Origin of the sequence: Variovorax sp. (assembly GCF_035634955.1) — a bacterium.
GTDB lineage: Bacteria > Pseudomonadota > Gammaproteobacteria > Burkholderiales > Burkholderiaceae_C > Variovorax.
In genome coordinates, this window is the sequence record NZ_DASQBZ010000033.1 from 144502 (window position 1) to 163797 (window position 19296).

The window sequence follows — 19296 nt, forward strand, 5'->3', positions numbered from 1 at the left end:
GGCCCACAGCGAACCCAAGAGACAACTCGGGCTTGCAACTTTCGTCGAAGGAGTGGCGTGGCGTGCGCGGTGGGCTGAGGTTCGAGCGGGAAAGCCGCCTATTATAGCCGGGCCATTCGCGTTTCTATGGCGATCCGACCGCCATGGCCGCACTGGCGTGCAGGCAAATCGCCGCCGCCGCAGCCACGTTGAGAGACTCCTCGCCGCCGGGCTGCGCAATGCGAATGTGGAGCGTGGCGCGCGCCTGCAGCGCGGGTGAAAGGCCCTGCCCTTCATGCCCGAGCAACCAGGCGCACGGGTGCGGCAGATTGCGCGCCGATTGCGCCTCATGAAGCCATTGCCCCGCATGTGAGCTGGTCGCCAGCATCGGCATGGTGAGCGGCGCCAGATCCGGCAGTTGCGCGCCCTCGATGAGCCGCAGGCCGAAATGGGCGCCCATGCCGGCGCGCAGCACTTTGGGCGACCAGAGCGCTGCCGTGCCTTTCAGGGCGACCACCTGCGCGAAGCCGAAGGCTGCGGCGCTGCGCAGCACCGATCCGACGTTGCCGGCGTCCTGCAGCCGGTCCAGCACCACCGTGGGCACGCCGTCCTGCACCGCCGGCGGCGCCGGCGCATCGATGACGAAGCCCATGGGCGCCGGCGATTCGAGGCCGCTGACGTCGTGGAGCAGCGCATCCGGCAGCACCACCGTGCGCTCGGCGTAGCCGTCCCATTCGTGCTGCGCCTGCGGCCAGAAGGATTCGGTGAAGACGGCGATGGCCGGCTTCAGGCCGCGCTGGCGCGCCGCCCGGCACAGGTGATCGCCCTCGATCCAGACGCGGCCCAGCCGCCGGTAGGCGCCAGCGTCCTGCGCCAGGCGGCGCAGTTCCTTGAGCAGCGGGTTGTCGCGCGAACTGATGCGGGTGGGGCCGGTTTCGCTCATGGCGCCGCCGCCTGCTCCAGCGGCATCGGCCGCACGGGCTGGGTGGAGGACAACGGCTCCGGCGTCATCGAAACGGGCGGTTGCCAAAGCGGCGCGGCGGCGACCGGCGCGAACGAGCGCCGATGGTGCACGCAGGCACCATGGGTCCGCAGCGCCTCCAGGTGCTCAGGCGTGCCGTAGCCCTTGTGGGCGGCAAAACCGTAGTGCGGGAATTCCTCGTGCAACTGCGCGCACAGGCGGTCCCGGTGCACCTTGGCGAGGATGGATGCGGCGGAAATGGACTTGACCAGCGCATCGCCGCCCACCACCGCCTCGGCCAGCACGTCGAGCACCGGAAGCCGGTTGCCGTCGACCAGCACCTTGCCGGGCTTCAGGCGCAGGCCGACCACGGCACGGCGCATGGCCAGCATGGTCGCCTGCAGAATGTTGTGGGTGTCGATCTCCTCCACGCTGGCCTGCGCCACCGAACAGCACAGGGCCCGCTCCATGATCAGGTCGTAGAGGCGCTCGCGCTTGAGGGCGGTGAGCTGCTTGGAGTCGGCCAGACCGCGGATCGGGCGGCGCTCGTCCAGGATCACGGCCGCGGCCACCACCGGGCCGGCCAGCGGGCCACGCCCGGCCTCGTCCACGCCGGCGACCAGGCCTGGCACATCCCAGGTCAGGCTGACTTGCTTAGCCTGCAAGAACTTTCTCGATCGCATCGGCGCAAAGTGTGGGCGTATCGCGCCGCAATTCGTCGTGCAGCGCAGTGAATCGTTGTTGCAGTTGGCTCACCTTCGCGGGTGAACGCAGCCATTCCAGCGTCGCGCGGGCCAGCGCCTCGGGCGAGGCCTGGTCCTGGATCAATTCGGGCACGACGAATTCCTGGCACAGGATATTCGGCAATCCGATCCAGGGTTGCAACTGCTTGCGCACCATCAGCCGCCAGGTCAGATGGTTCATCGTGTAGGCGATGACCATTGGCCGCTTGAAGAGGGCCGCCTCCAGCGTGGCGGTGCCGCTGGCGATCAGCGTGACGTCGCAGGCGGCCAGAACCTCGTGCGAACGGCCTTGGGTCAGCAACACCTGCCCGGCCAGGCCGGCCGCGTCGACCATCTGGCGCGCCTGCGGCATCAGCGACGGCAGCGTTGGCAGCACGAACTGCAAGCCCGCTTCGTCGGCGCGCATGCGCGCGGCTGCCTGCAGAAAGCGCGGGGCGATGTAGCGCAGCTCCGACAGGCGGCTGCCCGGAAGCAGCGCCACCACCGGCGCCTGCGCGTCGAGCCCCAGGGCCGCGCGGGCTGCCGCCCGGTCCGGCTGCATCGGAATCACCTGTGCCAGCGGATGGCCGACGTAGCTGCCGGCCACGCCATGCCGCGCCAGCAGGTCGGGCTCGAAGGGGAAAATGCACAGGACATGGTCGGCGGCCGCGCGGATCTTCTCGATGCGTTCCGGCCGCCAGGCCCAGATCGACGGGCAGACGAAATGCGCCGTGCGCACGCCACTGGCGCGCAGGCCGGCCTCGAGGTCGAGATTGAAGTCGGGCGCATCCACGCCGATGAAGATGTCGGGCCGTTCGCGCAGCAGGCGCGCCTTGAGCTGGCGACGGATGCCGGCAATCTCAGGGTAGTGTCGCAGCACCTCGATGTAGCCACGCACCGCCAGTTTCTCCTGGGGCCACCAGCTCTCGAACCCGCGCGCGAGCATCTGCGGACCCCCGATGCCGGCTGCCTGCATGCCCGGCCAGCGCGCACGCAGTCCGTCGAGCATCAGGCCGGCCAGGAGGTCTCCGGAAGCCTCGCCCGCGACCAGCGCGAACTGCCGCTGCTGCTGCGTATCCATGGGCGGCGCGCCTCAGCGGGCAATGCCGCGCGTGGCGTCGGCCAGGAAGGCGTCCATCAGCGCCGAGTCGGGCGCAGCCTCCGGCGACGCATCGGCCAGGGCGCGAATCGCGGCACGCGCGTCATCCAGCGTGCGGCCCTCCCGATAGAGCAGCCGATGCATCTGCTTGACGGCGGCCAGCCGCTTGGGCCCGAATCCGCGGCGCTTCAGGCCTACGGCATTGAACCCGCGCACGGCCAGCGGATTGCCGTCCACCAGCATGAACGGCGGCACATCCTGCGCGACGGCACTGGCAAAGCCGATCATGGCGTGCGCGCCGATCTTCACGAACTGGTGGATGCCGGTGAGCCCGCCGACCGTCACCCAATCGCCCAGCACGACGTGGCCGGCCAGCGTCGTGTTGTTGGCCAGCGTGGTGTGGTTGCCGATCAGGCAATCGTGCGCCACGTGGGTGTAGGCCATGATCCAGTTGTCGTCGCCGATGCGCGTGACTCCGCCTGCCTGGGGAACGCCAAGGTTGAAGGTGCAGAACTCGCGAACCGTGTTGCGGTCGCCGATCACCAGTTCGGTGTCTTCTCCTGCGTACTTCTTGTCCTGCGGCTGCGCGCCGATGGAGCCGAACTGAAAAAAATGGTTGTCGCGGCCGATGGTGGTGCGGCCGTCGATCACGCAATGCGGGCCGATGGTGGTGCCGGCCCCGATGCGCACCTTGGGCCCGATCACGGAGTACGGTCCGACGGAAACGCTGCTGTCGAGCTGGGCCGCCGGATCGACGATGGCCGTCGGGTGGATCTGCGTCATGCGGCCGATTGCACGCGGGTCTCGCGCATGCCTCAGTTGATCTGGCGCATGGCGCACATCAGCTGCGCCTCGCAGGCGAGTTCCTCGCCCACCAGCGCGCGCCCGCGGAACTTGGAGATGCCGGCCTTCACGCGCTCGATCTCGACCTCCAGCGTGAGCTGGTCGCCCGGCTCGACGGGGCGCTTGAAGCGCGCACCGTCGATGGCCGCGAAGTAATAGACCATGTTTTCGTCGGGCACGATGTCCAGCGAGCGGAACGAAAGCAGCGCCGCCGCCTGTGCCATGGCCTCGAGCATCAGCACGCCGGGCATCACCGGGCGGTGCGGAAAATGGCCGTTGAAGAAGGGCTCGTTCATCGTCACGTTCTTCAAGGCCGTGATGTGCTTGCCCTTCTCCATGCCGATCACCCGGTCAACGAGCAGAAACGGGTAGCGATGCGGCAGCAGTTTGAGGATCTGATGAATGTCGAGCGTCGTCGTCATGATGTCTTGTCGTTCTGCGCGAGGGCCTTTTCCAGGGCCTTGACACGCTCCCGCAGCGAATGCAGGTGCCGCAGCGTCGCGGCGTTTTTCTCCCATGACGCATTGTCGTCGATGGGAAACACGCCGGTGTACTGGCCCGGCTTGAGGATTGATCGGGTGACCAGCGACGCGGCCGATACGTGCACGCCGTCGGCCAGCGTCAGGTGGCCGAGCACCATGCCGGCGCCGGCGATGGTGCAGTTGGCGCCGATGTGCGCGCTGCCGGCCACCGCCGAGCATCCCGCCATCGCGGTGTTGCGCCCGATGTGCACGTTGTGGCCGATCTGGATGAGGTTGTCGAGCTTGACGCCGTCCTCGATGACGGTGTCCTCCAGCGCGCCCCGGTCGATGCAGGTATTGGCACCGATCTCGACATCGTCGCCGATGCGCACCGCGCCGAGTTGCTCGATCTTGACCCAGCCGTCCGCGGAAGGCGCCAGGCCGAAGCCGTCGGCGCCGATGACGACGCCCGGATGCACCAGGCACCGCGCGCCGATGACGCAGCCTTCGCTGACGGTGACGCCGGATTTGAGCACCGTGCCGGCCCCGATGCGCGCACCGCGCCCGACCACGCACAGCGGCCCGATCGCGGCGGTCTCGTCGACCTCGGCCTGGGGGTGGACGACCGCGCTCGGGTGGATGCGCGCTTCCGGCGGCGGCGCATGATGCGCCTTCCACAGTTGCGTCAGGCGGGCGAAGTAGAGGTAGGGATCGGGCGTGAGGATGTAGTCGCCACGCACCTTGGCCGCATCCTCGGCAGGCGGCGACACGATGACGCATCCCGCCTTCGAGGCCGCCAGATCCTTCTGGAACCTGGGATTGGACAGGAAGGTCAGCGCCTCGGGCGTGGCGCTTTGCAGTGGCGCCAGCCGCTCGATGGCGCGCGCACCGTCGCCGTGCAACTCGCCACCGAGGGCGTCAACGATGGCTGCCAGTTGCAATGCCACGTGGCGTTTTCGGGCCGAAGCGGCCCTTACCTGCTCGCGCCAGGCGCCGGATCGCCGACAGCGCTGTAGGCGTTCAGCGCCCGGATCACCTTGTCGGTGATGTCGTGCTTGGGGTTGATGTAGATCGCCTCCTGCAGGATCGCGTCGTAGCGGTCCGCTTCTGCGATCTGCTTGATCACGCGGTTGGCGCGCTCGTAGACAGCCTGGAGCTCTTCGTTCTTGCGGGCGTTGAGGTCCTCCTGGAACTCCCGGCGCTTGCGCTGGAACTCGCGGTCCTGGTCGATCAGGGCGCGCTGGCGCTGCATTCGCTGCGACTCCGACAAGGTCGGCGCCTCGCGCTCGAAGCGCTCCGACGCAGCCTTCAGGGCTTCGCCCTGGGCCTGCAGGTCCTTGTCGCGCTTGGTGAACTCAGCTTCCAGCTTGGCCTGGGCCGCCTTGGCCGGCTGCGCTTCGCGCAGCACGCGGTCCGGATTGACGAAGCCGACCCGGAAATCCTCGGCCTGGGCCGGGCTGCCGCACAGCGCTAGCGCGGAAACCAGCACTGCAGCGGCGCGGAACAGATGAGTCATCAGAAGGAGGTTCCGATCTGGAATTGAATGCGCTGAATTCTATCCTCGGGGATATAGCCCGCCTGGCCCTCAATCCCCACTTCCTCATCCTGGTACTGGAGCGGAACGGCATAGGCCAGCCGCAGCGGCCCGAGCGGCGAAACCCAGCTGATGCCGATGCCGGCCGAGGCGCGCAGCTTCTTCTGGGCGCTCCATTGCGCATCGGTCTGGCCGTCCAGGCGGTCGGTGAACACGTTGCCGACGTCGACGAAGCCGTACATGCGCAGCGTGCGGTCGTTGCCGGCCCCCGGGAACGGCGTGCTGATCTCGGCGTTGAAGACCGCCTTCTTGGTGCCGCCCAGCGCAGCCGTCGTGACGCCGTCGCGCGGGCCCAGCGAGTTCTGCTCGAAACCGCGGATCGACCCCAGGCCACCGGCGTAGAAGTTCTTGAAGATCGGATAAATATTGTCGCCGTACGCCTTGCCGTACCCCAGGTCACCGAAGAATGCCAGCGTGTACTGCTTGTTCAGCGGGATGTACTGCTGGATCTGATAGCTGCCCTTGTAGTACTTCATGTCGCCGGCCGAGCCGATCTCGACACCGGCGCGCTGCACCCGGCCCCTGGTCGGCGACAGGGCGCTGTCGCGCGAATCGCGCGACCAGCCGATGGTCAGCGGGATGCCCCAGACGCTGTCGTTGTCGCACGACGTGACATAGCCGCCGCTCAGCTGGCAGCCGAAGTAGTTGCGGTAGGCCTCGGGCGTCTGCGAGGCCAGGTTGGAGCCGGGCTCGAAGCTGTAGCGCTCCAGGCCGGCACCGAAGTAGACGGTGTCGACTTCACTGAACGGCACGCCGAAGCGCAGCGTTCCGCCTTCGTTGATCAGGCGGTAGTCGCCGTCTTCCGTGTAGTACGGGCGCGTGGTGCGGTAGTACAGATCGAAGGTCCGCGAGATGCCTTCCTTGGTGAAGTACGGGTCGGTGCTGGTCAGCTGGATGACCCGGTTGTACTTGCTGGTGTTCACGTTCAGGCCGAGGTAGTTGCCCGAACCGAACACGTTCTCCTGCTGGATCCCGAAGCTGAACGACACCTTCTCCGCGGTGGAGAAGCCGGCGCCCAGTTGCAGCGCGCCGGTGGGCTTCTCGACCACGGAAACCGACAGGTCGACCTGGTCGGGGGTGCCCGGCACCTCCTGCGTCTCGATGTTGACGTCGGTGAAGAAGCCCAGGCGGTTCACACGGTCGCGCGACAGCTTGATGCGGTCGCCGTCGTACCAGGAGGCCTCGTACTGGCGGAATTCGCGGCGGATGACTTCATCGCGCGTGCGGTTGTTGCCGCTGATGTTGAGGCGGCGCACGTACACGCGGCGGACCGGGTCGGACTGGATGACCAGCGCCACGCGGTTGTTGGTGCGGTCGATCTCCGGACGGGCCTGCACGCGAGCGAAAGCGTAGCCGAAGCTTCCAAAATAGTCGGTAAATGCGTTGGTCGTCTCGGTGACCTGCTCGGCGTTGTACGGCTCGCCCGGCTCGATGGTGATCAGCGACTTGAACTCGTCGTCGCGGCCGAGGTAGTTGCCGGCGAGCTTGACGCCCGAGACCACGTACTTCTGGCCCTCGGTGACGTTGATGGTCAGCGTCAGGTCTTCCCGGTCCGGCGACACGGCGACCTGGGTGGAATCGATGCGGAACTCCAGGTAGCCGCGCTGCAGGTAGTACGACCGCAGCGTCTCCAGGTCGGCGTTGAGCTTGGCGCGCGCGTACTGGTCCGACTTGGTGTACCAGCTCAGCCAGCCGCCGGTGTCGAGATCGAACAGGCCGCGCAGCGTGGATTCGCTGAAGGCCTGGTTGCCGACAATGCGGATGTCCTTGATGCGCGCAGGCGCACCTTCGGTGACGGTGAACGTCAGGTTGACACGGTTGCGCTCGATCGGCGTGACGGTGGTGACCACCTCGGCGTTGTACAGGCTGCGGCTGACGTACTGGCGCTTGAGCTCCTGTTCGGCACGGTCGGTCAGTGCCTTGTCGTACGGGCGGCCATCGGCCAGGCCGACCTCGCGCAGCGACTTGACCAGCGCGTCCTTGTCGAATTCCTTCGCCCCGACGAAGTCCACGCCGGCGACCGTGGGCCGTTCCTCGACGATCACGACGACGACGTTGTCGTTGACGTCGATGCGCACATCCTTGAACAGGCCGAGGTCGAACAACGCCCGGATGGCGGCGGAGCCACGGTCGTCGGTGTAGGTTTCGCCGACGCGGATGGGCATGGATGCGAAGATCGTCCCGGGCTCGACCCGCTGAAGGCCCTCGACCCGGATGTCGCGAATGGTGAAGGGCTCGACCGCCCAGGCCGCAAATGCGGCAACCGCTCCGGCCACCATGACGACCACGCTGCGCAGACGGAAGCGGTTGTATCTTGTTTTCATCTGAGAGTTGACCGACGGCGCGCGGCCTGAAAGAAAGTTAACCAAAGAGCCGCGTCACGTCGTTGAAGAGCGCGATCGACATCATGAGCAGCAGCAGTGCGATGCCACCGCGCTGAAGCCGTTCCATCCATGCGTCGGACACGCCGCGACCCGTGAGGCCCTCCCAAAGATAATACATCAGGTGTCCCCCATCGAGGACCGGGAGCGGCATCAGGTTGAGCACACCCAGGCTGACGCTGATCAGGGCCAGGAAGCCGAGGTACTGGGTCAGGCCGAGGCTGGCCGACTTGCCGGCGTAGTCGGCAATGGTCAGCGGCCCGCTCAGGTTCTTGAGCGAGGCCTCGCCGATCACCATTCGGCCCATCATGCGGACCGTGAGGGCCGAGACCTCCCAGGTGCGCACGGCGCCCATCCACAGGCCGTCCAGCGGGCCCTGGCGCACGGTGACCATCTCCGGCGCGGCGCCAACGTATGCACCGACCCGTCCGATCGCGACCCCACCCTCCATGCGAACTTCGGGGGCCACCTCGATCTCGAGCGGGCGGCCACCGCGCTCGATGCGCCACAACTGCGCGCGAGGCTCGTCGCCGGAGACCGACATGCGGATCTCTTCGCGCAACTGCTGCCCGTCGATGATGGGCGTGCCGCCGATGGACAGCACCAGGTCTCCTTGCCGGAGCCCGTCCCGCTGGGCCGCTCCGCCATTGATGACCTGGCCGATCTCCGGCCGCGTCAGGGGCGCGAGGATGCCGATGCGGCGGAACATCTGCGCGTCGGCGTCCTGCGCCTCGACCTCACTCAGTGGCAGACGCACCGAATGCAGCCGGCCCCGGCCGTCGCTGTCGACCTCCAGGTCGAGATCGCGCTGCTCCAACGCACCGCGCGTGATTCGCCAACGCAGGTCCTCGAAGGATTCGACCGGCGTCAAGTCGCCGTCGAATCCGGCGCGCAACACCCGCTCTCCCCCGCTGAGGCCGGCGCCTTCCGCCAGCGAGCCGGGCACGGGCCGGGCCAGCAGCGCCACCGGCTCGTCGATGCCGATCCAGTTCACCGCCGCGTACAGGAACACCGCCAGCAGCAGGTTGGCTACCGGTCCGGCAGCAACGATGGCGGCCCGGGCGCGCAACGGCTGGGTATTGAACGCACGGTGACGCTCATGCGGATCGACCGGGGCTTCGCGCTCGTCGAGCATGCGCACATAGCCGCCGAACGGGAACGCGCCGATCACGAATTCGGTGTCCTGACCCGGCCTGGGCCGGCGCGGCTGCCATCGGTACAGGACCTTGCCGAAGCCGATGGAGAACCGGAGCACCCTGACGTTGCACGCGACCGCGACGCGGTAGTGGCCCCACTCGTGGACGGCGATCAGCACGCCCAGGGCGACGACGAAGGCGATGACGGTGAGCATGGAATGTGTGGTGGAAGGTTGGCGGCGCCGATCAAGCCGCCAGCCGCCGGACTGCCGCGGCGGCGGCAGCTCGCGCGCGCTCGTCTATTGCCAGCAGGTCGGCCAGCGCCTGTGGCTTGGATGGAAGCACGGCCTCCAAGGTTTCCAGATTGACCGCATGAATTCGATCGAAGCGCAGTTGCCCGTCCAGGAATGCCTGCACCGCCACCTCGTTGGCGGCATTGAGGACGGCGGTGGTCCCGGGGGCCGCCTCCATTGCGCGCCACGCCAGGCCCAGGCCCGGGAAACGCGCTGCGTCCGGGGCCTCGAAGGTCAGCGCGGCCATTGCACGGAAATCCAGCCGGCCGGCGCCGCTCTCAAGCCGCTCCGGCCAGGCCAACCCGCAGGCAATCGGCACCCGCATGTCCGGCGTGCCGAGTTGCGCGATGACCGACGCGTCGGTGAACTGGACCATCGAATGGACCACGCTCTGAGGGTGAATGACGACCTCGATCTGTCGCGGCGCGACGCCGAACAGGAAGCGCGCCTCGATCACCTCGAGCGCCTTGTTCATCATGGTGGCCGAATCGACCGAGATCTTGCGCCCCATCACCCAGTTCGGATGCGCGCAGGCCTCGTCGGGCGTGACGCTGCCGAGCGTCGCAGGGTCGCGCGAGCGAAACGGCCCGCCCGAGGCGGTCAGCAGGATCTTGTCGACCCGCCTCGGCCAGGTGGCCGGGTCCTCGGGCAGCGACTGGAAGATGGCCGAATGCTCACTGTCGATGGGCAGCAGCGTCGCGCCCCCCTGCGTGACCGCGGCCATGAAGAGTTCGGCGCCGACCACCAGCGCTTCCTTGTTGGCCAGCAGCAGGCGCTTGCCTGCGCGCGCCGCCGCCAGGCAGGGCGACAGCCCCGCCGCGCCGACGATGGCCGCCATGACGGCGTCGACCTGCTCGTGCGCGGCGATCTGCTCGAGCGCGTCGTCGGCCCGCAGGACCTGCGTCGGCAAGTCGTTGCGGCGCAGGCGGTCGGCCAGTTCGGCGGCATGCGCATCACTCGCCATGACCGCGTAGCGCGGCCGGAACTGCGCGCACTGCGCCAGCAATTCGTCGACCCGCGTGGCCGCCGAAAGAGCGAACACCTCGAAACGATCCGCATGACGCGCGATGACGTCGAGCGTGCTGACGCCGATCGAGCCGGTCGAACCGAGGACGGTGATGCGCTGCTTGGCGGACATATCAGATAAAGGCCAGCATCATCGCCAGCGGAAAGGTGGGCAACAACGCATCGACCCGGTCCAGCACCCCGCCATGGCCGGGCAGCAACTGGCTGCTGTCCTTGGCACCGGCGCTGCGCTTGACCAGCGATTCGGCCAGGTCGCCGACCACGCTCATGGCGGCCAGGAAGATCACGCCAATGATGAGCACGGGCCAGCCGCGATCCCACAGCCGCGAGTAGAGACTGGCCACGTCGGCACCGGCGGCGCGGTCGGCCCAGGTCCAGGCCAGCGCCAACACGAGCACACCGGCCATGCCGCCCCACACGCCCTCCCAGCTCTTGCCCGGACTGATGGCAGGCGCAAGCCGCTCGCGCGTCAGTCGCAGGCCGAACGCGCGTCCCGCGAAATAGGCGAAGACATCGGCCACCCAGACCAGGACGAGGATCGACAACAGAAAATTGATGCCGAGCATCCGCGCCTGCAGCGCACCAAGCCAGGCCAGCCACAGCACCAGCATGCCGCCTGCCAGCCGAAGCACGCGCGGTACCTGCGGCCAGCCACTGACGCCCGTGCGCAAGAGCATCGCGCCGCCGATCACCCAGCCGGCGCCGGAGACGATCCACAGCAACCGGTGCGACTGATCGAGCCAGCCCGCCCACCATGTCGCGACGCACAGCAATGCCAGCACGGCGCCAAGCGCCAGCGAGGCGGCCGGGCCGCAGCCGTTGAGCCGGCCCCATTCCCAGCCGGCTGCGCCGATCAGTACCACCATGACGCAGGCGAACGGAACGTAGGACGGATAGAACAGCGCCGGCAGCAAGATGGCCAGCAGGACCAGCGCCGTGATGATTCGGAGCTTGAGCATTCGCTTCAGGCCGTGGTCAGGCCGTCGGCGCCGGCGACTTGCGCCGACGTCTGGCCGAAACGGCGCTCGCGCTTGTGGAAGGCATCGATGGCGTCGTCCAGCGCCGCCTCGTCGAACTCCGGCCACAGGCGGTCACTGAAGACGAACTCGGAATACGCGCTCTGCCAGAGCAGGAAGTTCGAGATGCGCTGCTCACCACCGGTGCGGATGAAAAGATCCGGGTCTGGCACGTGCGCCAGCGCCAGCGCCCGGCCGAGCGACGCCTCTGTGATCGGCTCGTTCTTCTGCGCCAGGCGCGCGGCCGCCTGGGTGATGTCCCAGCGGCCGCCGTAGTTGAAGCACACGTTGAGGAGGAGCTTGTCGTTGCCCGCCGTGGCGGCCTCGGCCTGGGCCAGGCCGCTGGCGATGCGGTCCGACAACGCGGCGCGATCGCCCACGAAATACAGGCGCACGCCGTCGTCGCGCAACCGGGGCACCTCGCGGCCCAGGGCGAGCGCCATCAGTTCCATCAGGCCGGAGACTTCGTCCTTGGGACGGCTCCAGTTCTCGGACGAGAAGGCGAACACCGTGAGCACCCTCACGCCGCGCGCCACGCAGGCCCGGACGCAGCGCCGCAGGGATTCGACGCCCTGTCGATGGCCGGCCACCCGCGGCAGAAAGCGACGCGTGGCCCACCGCCCATTGCCGTCCATCACGATGGCAATGTGGTGAGGCGGCGCCGGGCATGTCATCGACAAGTCGGTTCCGTGGCCGTCAAACGGCCATGATGTCCGCTTCCTTCGCCACGACCAGTTTGTCGATCTCGGCAATGTAGCGGTCGGTGATCTTCTGGATGTCGGCTTCGGAGCGCTTCTGGTCGTCCTCGGACGCCAGCTTGTCCTTGACCAGTTTCTTGACGCCCTCGTTGGCGTCGCGACGCAGGTTTCGCATGGCCACCTTGGCCTGTTCGCCTTCGGTGCGTGCCAGCTTGGTCATTTCCTTGCGGCGTTCCTCGCTCATGGGCGGCATCGGCACGCGGATGAGGTCGCCCATCGAGGCGGGGTTCAGCCCGAGGTCGCTTTCGCGGATGGCTTTCTCGATCTTGGCGCCCATGCCCTTTTCCCAGGGCTGAACGCTGATCGTGCGCGCGTCGATCAGCGACACATTGGCAACCTGGCTCAGCGGCACCTGCGAGCCGTAGTAGTCCACGTGCACGGTGTCCAGCAAGGCCGGGCTCGCGCGGCCGGTGCGGATCTTGACGAGGTTGTTCTGAAAGGCCGACAGCGACTGCTTCATCTTCGCTTCGGCAGCGTTTCGAATCTCGGTGATAGTGGTCATTTCTTGCATTCCCGAAAGACAGGTGCCGGCCCGCCCACCCGGGCGGCCGGCACCCCGCATTGTGTCAGGTCAGACGTGAACCAGCGTGCCTTCGTCGTCGCCCATCACGACCCGGCGCAGGGCACCGCTCTTGAGGATCGAGAACACCTTGATCGGCAGCTTCTGGTCGCGGCACAGGGCAAACGCCGTGGCGTCCATGATGCCCAGGTTCTTGGCAATGGCTTCGTCGAAAGAAAGGGAGCCGTAGCGGGTGGCGAGCGGGTCCTTGTTGGGGTCCGCGCTGTAGACGCCGTCGACCTTGGTCGCCTTGAGGACCAGTTCGGCCCCGATTTCGGCACCGCGCAGCGCCGCGGCGGTGTCGGTGGTAAAGAAGGGGTTGCCGGTGCCTGCGGCAAAAACCACGACCTTGCCCTCTTCGAGGTACTGCAGGGCCTTGGGCCGCACGTAGGGCTCGACCACCTGCTCGATGGCGATGGCCGACATCACGCGGGCCACCAGGCCCTGGCGGTCCATCGCGTCGGCCAGCGCCAGCGAATTCATGACCGTCGCCAGCATGCCCATGTAGTCGGCGGTTGCGCGATCCATTCCGATCGCCCCGCCTGCCACGCCGCGAAAGATGTTCCCGCCGCCGATGACGACGGCCACCTGCACCCCCAGCTTCACCACGTCGGCCACTTCTGCGACCATGCGCTCGATGGTCGCGCGGTTGATGCCGAAGGCGTCATCGCCCATCAACGCCTCACCCGACAGCTTCAACAAAATGCGCTTGTGGGCAGGGCTGGGCTGGGACATAGGCGATTCCTTGGTGGCGTGCGGCCGAGTTTAAAGGGGGACGGGCGCCGCGACACCCCCAAGTGCGGGGGATCGCGGCGACAGGGAGTTACTGCGCGGCGGCAGCCTTGGCGGCGGCGACCTGTGCAGCCACCTCGGCGGCGAAGTCGTCGGCCTTCTTCTCGATGCCCTCGCCCACCACGTAGAGGGTGAAGCCCTTCACGCTGGTGTTGGCGGCCTTGAGCATCTGCTCTACGGTCTGCTTGTCGTTCTTGACGAAGGGCTGGTTGTGCAGCGAGACCTCCTTGAGGTACTTCTGCACCGCGCCTTCGACACGCTTGGCAACGATCTCTGCCGACTGGGCAGGCTTGCCCGCAGCTTCGGCGACCTTGCGGTCCTCGTCGGCCTTGCCAGCGGCCACGGCGCGTTCCTTCTCGATGAGGTCGGCCGACACATCGGCGGTCGACAGCGCCACCGGCTTCATGGCCGCGATGTGCATCGCGACGTCCTTGGCGGCGACATCATCACCTTCGAACTCGACGACCACGCCGATGCGGGTGCCGTGCAGGTACGAGGCAAGCTTGTTGCCGGAAGCGAAGCGCTTGAAACGGCGGAAGCTCATGTTCTCGCCGATCTTGCCGATCAGGCCCTTGCGAACGTCTTCCAGCGTGGGGCCGAAGCCGTCCTGGCTGTAGGGCAGCGCGCCCAGCGCGGCCACGTCGGCCGGATCGTTCTTGGCGACCAGTTCGGCAGCCGCCTTGGCCATGGCCACGAAGCTGTCGTTCTTGGTCACGAAGTCGGTTTCGCAGTTGATCTCGACCATGGCGCCGGCATTGCCGTCGACATAGGCGGTCACAACGCCTTCGGCGGTGACGCGCGAAGATGCCTTGCCAGCCTTGTTGCCCAGCTTGATGCGCAGCAGCTCCTCGGCCTTTTCCATGTTGCCGTCGGCCTCGGTCAGGGCCTTCTTGCATTCCATCATGGGGGCGTCGGTCTTGGCGCGCAGCTCGGCGACCATGCTTGCAGAAATTGCTGCCATATCTATTCTCCGTACTTCACAGTGTTCAGATTGAAAAAAAGGGGCATCTAGGCCCCTTTCTCAAGCGCTCGGGGGCGCAATCAGGCGGAGGCGCCTTCTTCGACTTCGACGAACTCGTCGCCACCTTCGGACACGGCCTTGACCACGTCGGAAACGGCGCTCGAGCGGCCTTCGATGATCGCGTCGGCGATACCGCGGGCGTACAGTTGCACGGCCTTGGCGGAGTCGTCGTTACCCGGGATGACGTAGTCGATGCCTTCGGGCGAGTGGTTGGAGTCCACGACGCCGATCAGCGGGATGCCCAGCTTCTTGGCCTCGGCCACGGCGATCTTGTGGAAGCCCACGTCGATCACGAAGATGGCGTCGGGCAGCGCACCCATGTCCTGGATGCCGCCGATGTCCTTCTCGAGCTTGGCGATCTCGCGGGTAAAGGTCAGCTGCTCCTTCTTGCTCAGGCTGTCGAGGCCAGCTTCTTGCTGGGCCTTCATTTCCTTGAGGCGCTTGATGGAGGTCTTGACCGTCTTGAAGTTGGTCAGCATGCCGCCGAGCCAGCGGGTGTCGACGAACGGCACGCCGGCGCGACGAGCCTCTTCGGCCACGATCTCGCGGGCCTGGCGCTTGGTGCCCACCATCAGGATGGTGCCGCGGTTGGCGGTCAGCTGCTTGGCGTACTTCATCGCGTCCTGGAACATCGGCAGCGACTTTTCCAGGTTGATGATGTGGATCTTGTTGCGATGGCCGAAGATGTACGGGGCCATCTTCGGGTTCCAGAAACGGGTCTGGTGGCCGAAGTGAACTCCGGCTTCCAGCATTTCGCGCATGGTGGTCGACATAGGAATGTGCTCCAAAGGTTGGGTCTTAAATCCGGCCCCTCCTTGCACGTTGCCGCCTCCTGTTCTGGATGGCGGCAAACGGACAACACCTTGGGCGGGCCGGTTTGCGGATACGTTCCACTCGAACAAGGGCGGCTTGAAGGACCCGGCTGTTGCGCAAATGCATCAACTCGGGGTAAGCGCCCGTTGAGCGAAACCCAAAGAGTATAGCACGCAGGGGTCGCACTTCCTGGCTGGCGAAGGGGTGCGGTACCCTTGGCCGACCATGCTGCCCGACCTCTTCCAGACCCGCCAGGCCATTCGCGCCGGGCAGACCGACGCCCGCACCGAAATGGGGCATTGCCTGTCCATCTCCCGATCCGACGCCTGCCGCCACGCGTTCATCGGCCCGCTGTTCGCCAGCGCGCCGGACGACGCGGCGGCCGCCTCGGCAGACGCGCCGCTCGCCGGGCTGGCGGTGACCGTCAAGGACCTGTTCGACATCGCCGGCCAGCCGACGCCGGCAGGCTCCCTGGTGCTCGGCCATGCACCGGCGGCCAGCGCCGACGCGCCTGCGGTGGCACGCCTGAAGGCTGCCGGTGGCACGGTGCTCGGGCGCACCAACATGTCGGAATTCGCGTTCTCGGGCGTGGGCGTCAATCCGCATCACGGCACGCCCGCGAACGCCGCGGACAGCGCCGTGCCGCGCGTGCCGGGCGGCTCGTCCTCCGGTGCGGCGGTATCGGTCGCCACCGGCGCTGCCTTCGTCGGGCTGGGGTCGGACACCGGCGGCTCGATCCGCATTCCTGCGGCGCTGAACGGCATCGTCGGTTTCAAGAGCACGGCCAGGCTCGTGCCGACCGATGGCGCGCTGCCGCTTTCGACCACTCTGGACACTGCCTGCGCGATGACCCGGTCGGTTCGGGACGCGATTCTCGTGCACGAGATCCTGGCCGCGCGTCGCGTCGATCCCGGACCGTCGCGCCTGGCGGACTGCCGCCTTGCCGTCGCGCGCGAGCTGTTCCAGGACGCAACCGACGACGCCGTGGCCAGGGCCTTCGACAATGCGCTGCGCCGGCTGCGCGACGCGGGCGCGCGCGTCGAGGAAATCAGCCTTCCGGCGCTAGGCGACCTGCCCGCCATCAACGCGACCGGCGGCTTTTCTGCCGCCGAGAGCTATGCCTGGCACCGCCTGCTCCTCGAACGCAGCGGCGCCGGCTACGACCCGCGGGTCGCCCAGCGGATCCTGCGCGGCGCCGGCATGAAGGCCTTCGAGTACATCGACCTGGTGCGTGCGCGCACCGAGTGGATCAGCCGCATGGGGGCCGCACTGGAAGGCTTCGATGCCGTCGTGTCGCCAACCGTGCCGGTCGTCGCGCCGCCCATCGCAGAGGTTGCGCCGGGCGCCGAACGCGACGAGGCCTTCTTCGCCCTCAACGCCCTGCTCCTTCGAAATCCGTCGGTGATCAACATGCTCGACGGCTGCGCGATCTCGCTGCCCTGTCATGCGCGCGGAGACCTGCCTGTCGGCCTGATGCTGTGGCACGGCGCCCTGCGCGACGCCCAGATCCTCGGCATCGCCCTGCTCGCCGAACCCCTGCTTCGCACCGCCTGACTCCCAGCGCCGCCATCCGTCCCGATGGCCGCACCCGCTCAATGGGGGTCAGATTCCAATTTCGTCTTTCGCCCGACGAATGCAAAAGACGAGTGATTGCTTATAATTTCATTCGTAATTATCTCGAATGAAATGACTTCACCTTCCCGTCTCGACCGGCTGCTGGCCGGACGGCCTCCAGCCGTCGCCGATGCCATTGCCGCATCGCGCCTGCTGTTCCGCGTCGCCCACATGCTGGAAGCCCGGATCGACGCCGCGCTATCGCAATTCGGCATCGACATGCGCGACTACCTGGCACTCGTGCTGATCGCAGACGCCGCCGTCGAGCCGTTGCGACCGTCGGATCTGAGCACCACGCTGGACGCCACGCGCACGCAGATCACGCGCCTGCTCGACGGCCTGGAGAAGAAGGGCCTGGCCCGCCGCCTGCCGGGCAGCCAGCGTGACCGTCGCAGCCTTCATCTCGAGTTGACTGAAGATGGCCGCCAACTCCTGCGCCGGGCGGCTGCCAACGTCCACGCCGCCTATTCGGAAGGCTGGGCCGCTCTGGGGCCTGACCGGACACGGCAGGCCGCCGCCCTGCTCGGCGCCATGCACCGGGCGATCGAGCCGACCGAGGAACCATGACGTTGCCCACCGCCTCCTCGACGCCGGTCGCGGCGCCGCGCGACCAGGCGGCGCATCTGCGGCATCTCGGCAAACGCCGCATGCTGATGCTGCTGCTCGGCCTGATCGTCGGCACCGAGTTTCTCGAGAACGGCATGTTCGTGTTCTCCGCGAGCCACATCATGGGAGGCATTGGCGCGGCGCCCGGGGAGTTCGCGCAGGTGCTCGCGGCCTATGCCATCGGCAGCATGATGATGATCGTGTCGCAGCAATGGCTGTCGCGGCATTTCGGCTACCGGCGCTACCTGGCTGCTTCGCTGGCGTTGTTCATCGTCGGGGCGTTGGGGTGCGCGCTTTCAGGCAGCATGCCCGAGATGGCGCTGGCGCGGCTGCTGCAAGGCATCGGAGGCGGCGCCCTGTTCACCAGCAGCCGGGTGTTGGTGCCGCAATTGTTCGGCGTGCGCGAACGCCCGCTCGCGCTCAAGTACTTCATGCTCATGCTCTTCGGAATGAGCGCCGCAGGCCCTGCGCTGGCCGCCGCACTGGTGGAATCGACCGGCTGGCGCAGCCTCTTTGTGGCAATCATTCCAATGGCGCTGGCGGCGATGGCAGGTGTCTGGCTTCTGATTCCCGACGCGTTGGGCCGCGGCGCCCGGCCGGTGCGCTGGGCGGCCACGCCGTTGTTGCTGTTCGGCGCCGCCATTGCGCTGGTCCAGACCGGCCTGGCACAGGCGCGCTACGAGTTCTTCACCGACCCGCTGCGACTGGCCATCCTCGCTGTTGCCGGCGCTGCGCTACTGGGCACGTTCCTCTGGCACCAATGGCGCCATGACGAGCCGCTGCTGCGGGTGCGCGATCTGGCTCACCCGGTGTACTTCACGGGACTGTCCCTGTATTTCCTGCACTACGCGTTGTCCGGCGCGGCAAGCTATCTGTTCCCGGTGCTGGCCGAACAGGGCCTGGGCCTGCCGCTGGCGACCGTGGGCTGGCTCAACTCGGCTGCGGCGCTGGTGGCCCTGGCCACGGCCTACGCCTACATCAAGCTCGGGCCGCGCATGCCCGGAAAGAAGCCGCTGATGGTGACGGGCGCCCTGGCGATGGTGCTGGCCGCATGGCTGTTCAGCCTGGTTCCTGCCGGAACGCCGGCAACGGCCCTGTTGCCGGCGCTGGTGGTCAAGGGCGTCTTCGGCGCGCTGCTGGTGCTGCCGGTCGCGGGCTTGACCTTTCGCGAACTCGGCGAGGAACGATTCGCCCATGCCTACCAGGGCAAGAACCTGATGCGGCAGATGGCCCAGTCCTTCGCACCGGCGCTGGCCGCGATCGCCCTGCAGGACCGCGAGTTCGCCAACCAGGCTGCCATCACCGCGACCGCGCACTCGCAGGGTTGGCTCCAGGCGCTGCAGTCGGGCCTGGCCGCCAAGGGCCTGGCGGCACCCGAGGCGCACATGGCCGCGCTGGCTGACCTGGCCCGACTCATCGAACAGCAGGCCTTGCTGATGTCGTGCGCGGACCTCTACCGCGTCCTGGCGGCGGCTGCCGCCTGCACGGCAGTGGCGGTGGTGTTGCAGCGCCGTCTCAAATAGCCCGCCGGCACGGCGAAAGCGGCGCCCCTCGTCTATGCTCCGGTCATCCCCCGCGGGCGGCAGCGCCGACAAGAGCGACATCCGGTCCCGCTTCACCAC

19 protein-coding genes are annotated in these 19296 nt (G+C 67.4%); 3 read left to right on the forward strand and 16 right to left on the reverse strand.

The window, feature by feature from the left end; genetic code table 11:
* Positions 1 to 124 precede the first annotated feature (124 nt).
* From VES41_RS23350 to rpsB, 16 genes are all read right to left on the reverse strand, one after another.
* Positions 125 to 922 carry an RNA methyltransferase gene (locus VES41_RS23350; RefSeq protein ID WP_324822052.1) on the reverse strand — a complete coding sequence of 266 codons (798 nt, stop codon included), beginning with the start codon at positions 920 to 922 and terminating at the stop codon, positions 125 to 127.
* Positions 919 to 1623 (reverse strand): ribonuclease HII, encoded by a 705-nt coding sequence (rnhB, locus tag VES41_RS23355; RefSeq protein ID WP_414719226.1) that lies wholly within the window; start codon positions 1621 to 1623, stop codon positions 919 to 921. Before rnhB ends, VES41_RS23350 begins: the two co-directional genes overlap by 4 nt.
* Complete coding sequence (gene lpxB, locus VES41_RS23360) at positions 1595 to 2743, reverse strand: lipid-A-disaccharide synthase (RefSeq protein WP_324822055.1); 1149 nt, start codon at positions 2741 to 2743, stop codon at positions 1595 to 1597. Before lpxB ends, rnhB begins: the two co-directional genes overlap by 29 nt.
* Before the next feature lie 12 nt (positions 2744 to 2755).
* Positions 2756 to 3544, reverse strand: a complete 789-nt coding sequence (gene lpxA / locus VES41_RS23365) for an acyl-ACP--UDP-N-acetylglucosamine O-acyltransferase (RefSeq protein ID WP_324822058.1) — start codon at positions 3542 to 3544, stop codon at positions 2756 to 2758.
* A 32-nt stretch (positions 3545 to 3576) separates the two neighbouring features.
* A complete protein-coding gene (gene fabZ / locus VES41_RS23370) occupies positions 3577 to 4026 on the reverse strand; it encodes a 3-hydroxyacyl-ACP dehydratase FabZ (RefSeq protein ID WP_324822061.1) in 450 nt (149 codons plus the stop codon).
* Complete coding sequence (gene lpxD / locus VES41_RS23375) at positions 4023 to 5012, reverse strand: UDP-3-O-(3-hydroxymyristoyl)glucosamine N-acyltransferase (RefSeq protein WP_324822064.1); 990 nt, start codon at positions 5010 to 5012, stop codon at positions 4023 to 4025. Before lpxD ends, fabZ begins: the two co-directional genes overlap by 4 nt.
* Before the next feature lie 26 nt (positions 5013 to 5038).
* Complete coding sequence (locus VES41_RS23380) at positions 5039 to 5581, reverse strand: OmpH family outer membrane protein (protein WP_324822067.1); 543 nt, start codon at positions 5579 to 5581, stop codon at positions 5039 to 5041.
* On the reverse strand, positions 5581 to 7983 hold the full coding sequence (gene bamA, locus VES41_RS23385) for an outer membrane protein assembly factor BamA (RefSeq protein WP_324822071.1): 2403 nt from the start codon (positions 7981 to 7983) through the stop codon (positions 5581 to 5583). The genes VES41_RS23380 and bamA overlap by 1 nt, the downstream gene beginning before the upstream one ends.
* 37 nt (positions 7984 to 8020) lie before the next feature.
* Complete coding sequence (gene rseP, locus VES41_RS23390) at positions 8021 to 9391, reverse strand: RIP metalloprotease RseP (RefSeq protein WP_324822074.1); 1371 nt, start codon at positions 9389 to 9391, stop codon at positions 8021 to 8023.
* Between the two features lie 31 nt (positions 9392 to 9422).
* Positions 9423 to 10607 carry a 1-deoxy-D-xylulose-5-phosphate reductoisomerase gene (ispC, locus tag VES41_RS23395; protein ID WP_324822077.1) on the reverse strand — a complete coding sequence of 395 codons (1185 nt, stop codon included), beginning with the start codon at positions 10605 to 10607 and terminating at the stop codon, positions 9423 to 9425.
* A 1-nt stretch (position 10608) separates the two neighbouring features.
* Positions 10609 to 11454: a phosphatidate cytidylyltransferase gene (locus VES41_RS23400; protein ID WP_324822080.1), complete on the reverse strand. Its 846-nt coding sequence runs from the start codon at positions 11452 to 11454 to the stop codon at positions 10609 to 10611.
* A gap of 5 nt (positions 11455 to 11459) precedes the next feature.
* The gene (gene uppS / locus VES41_RS23405) at positions 11460 to 12185 is read right to left on the reverse strand and encodes a polyprenyl diphosphate synthase (RefSeq protein WP_324822566.1); all 726 of its coding nucleotides are present in this window, start codon (positions 12183 to 12185) and stop codon (positions 11460 to 11462) included.
* Between the two features lie 22 nt (positions 12186 to 12207).
* Positions 12208 to 12771, reverse strand: a complete 564-nt coding sequence (gene frr, locus VES41_RS23410) for a ribosome recycling factor (protein WP_324822082.1) — start codon at positions 12769 to 12771, stop codon at positions 12208 to 12210.
* Positions 12772 to 12840: 69 nt separating this feature from the next.
* A complete protein-coding gene (pyrH, locus tag VES41_RS23415) occupies positions 12841 to 13563 on the reverse strand; it encodes a UMP kinase (RefSeq protein WP_324822085.1) in 723 nt (240 codons plus the stop codon).
* A gap of 88 nt (positions 13564 to 13651) precedes the next feature.
* Positions 13652 to 14581: a translation elongation factor Ts gene (tsf, locus tag VES41_RS23420; RefSeq protein ID WP_324822088.1), complete on the reverse strand. Its 930-nt coding sequence runs from the start codon at positions 14579 to 14581 to the stop codon at positions 13652 to 13654.
* An 80-nt stretch (positions 14582 to 14661) separates the two neighbouring features.
* Positions 14662 to 15414: a 30S ribosomal protein S2 gene (gene rpsB, locus VES41_RS23425; protein ID WP_324822091.1), complete on the reverse strand. Its 753-nt coding sequence runs from the start codon at positions 15412 to 15414 to the stop codon at positions 14662 to 14664.
* A gap of 265 nt (positions 15415 to 15679) precedes the next feature.
* Here rpsB and VES41_RS23430 point away from each other — a divergent pair, with 265 nt between their 5' ends.
* The 3 genes from VES41_RS23430 (at position 15680) to VES41_RS23440 (ending at position 19197) form a co-directional block, all read left to right on the forward strand.
* On the forward strand, positions 15680 to 17008 hold the full coding sequence (locus VES41_RS23430) for an amidase (RefSeq protein ID WP_324822094.1): 1329 nt from the start codon (positions 15680 to 15682) through the stop codon (positions 17006 to 17008).
* Between the two features lie 132 nt (positions 17009 to 17140).
* Complete coding sequence (locus tag VES41_RS23435; protein WP_324822097.1) at positions 17141 to 17635, forward strand: MarR family winged helix-turn-helix transcriptional regulator; 495 nt, start codon at positions 17141 to 17143, stop codon at positions 17633 to 17635.
* On the forward strand, positions 17632 to 19197 hold the full coding sequence (locus VES41_RS23440; protein WP_324822100.1) for an MFS transporter: 1566 nt from the start codon (positions 17632 to 17634) through the stop codon (positions 19195 to 19197). Before VES41_RS23435 ends, VES41_RS23440 begins: the two co-directional genes overlap by 4 nt.
* The last annotated feature ends 99 nt before the right edge of the window (positions 19198 to 19296 follow it).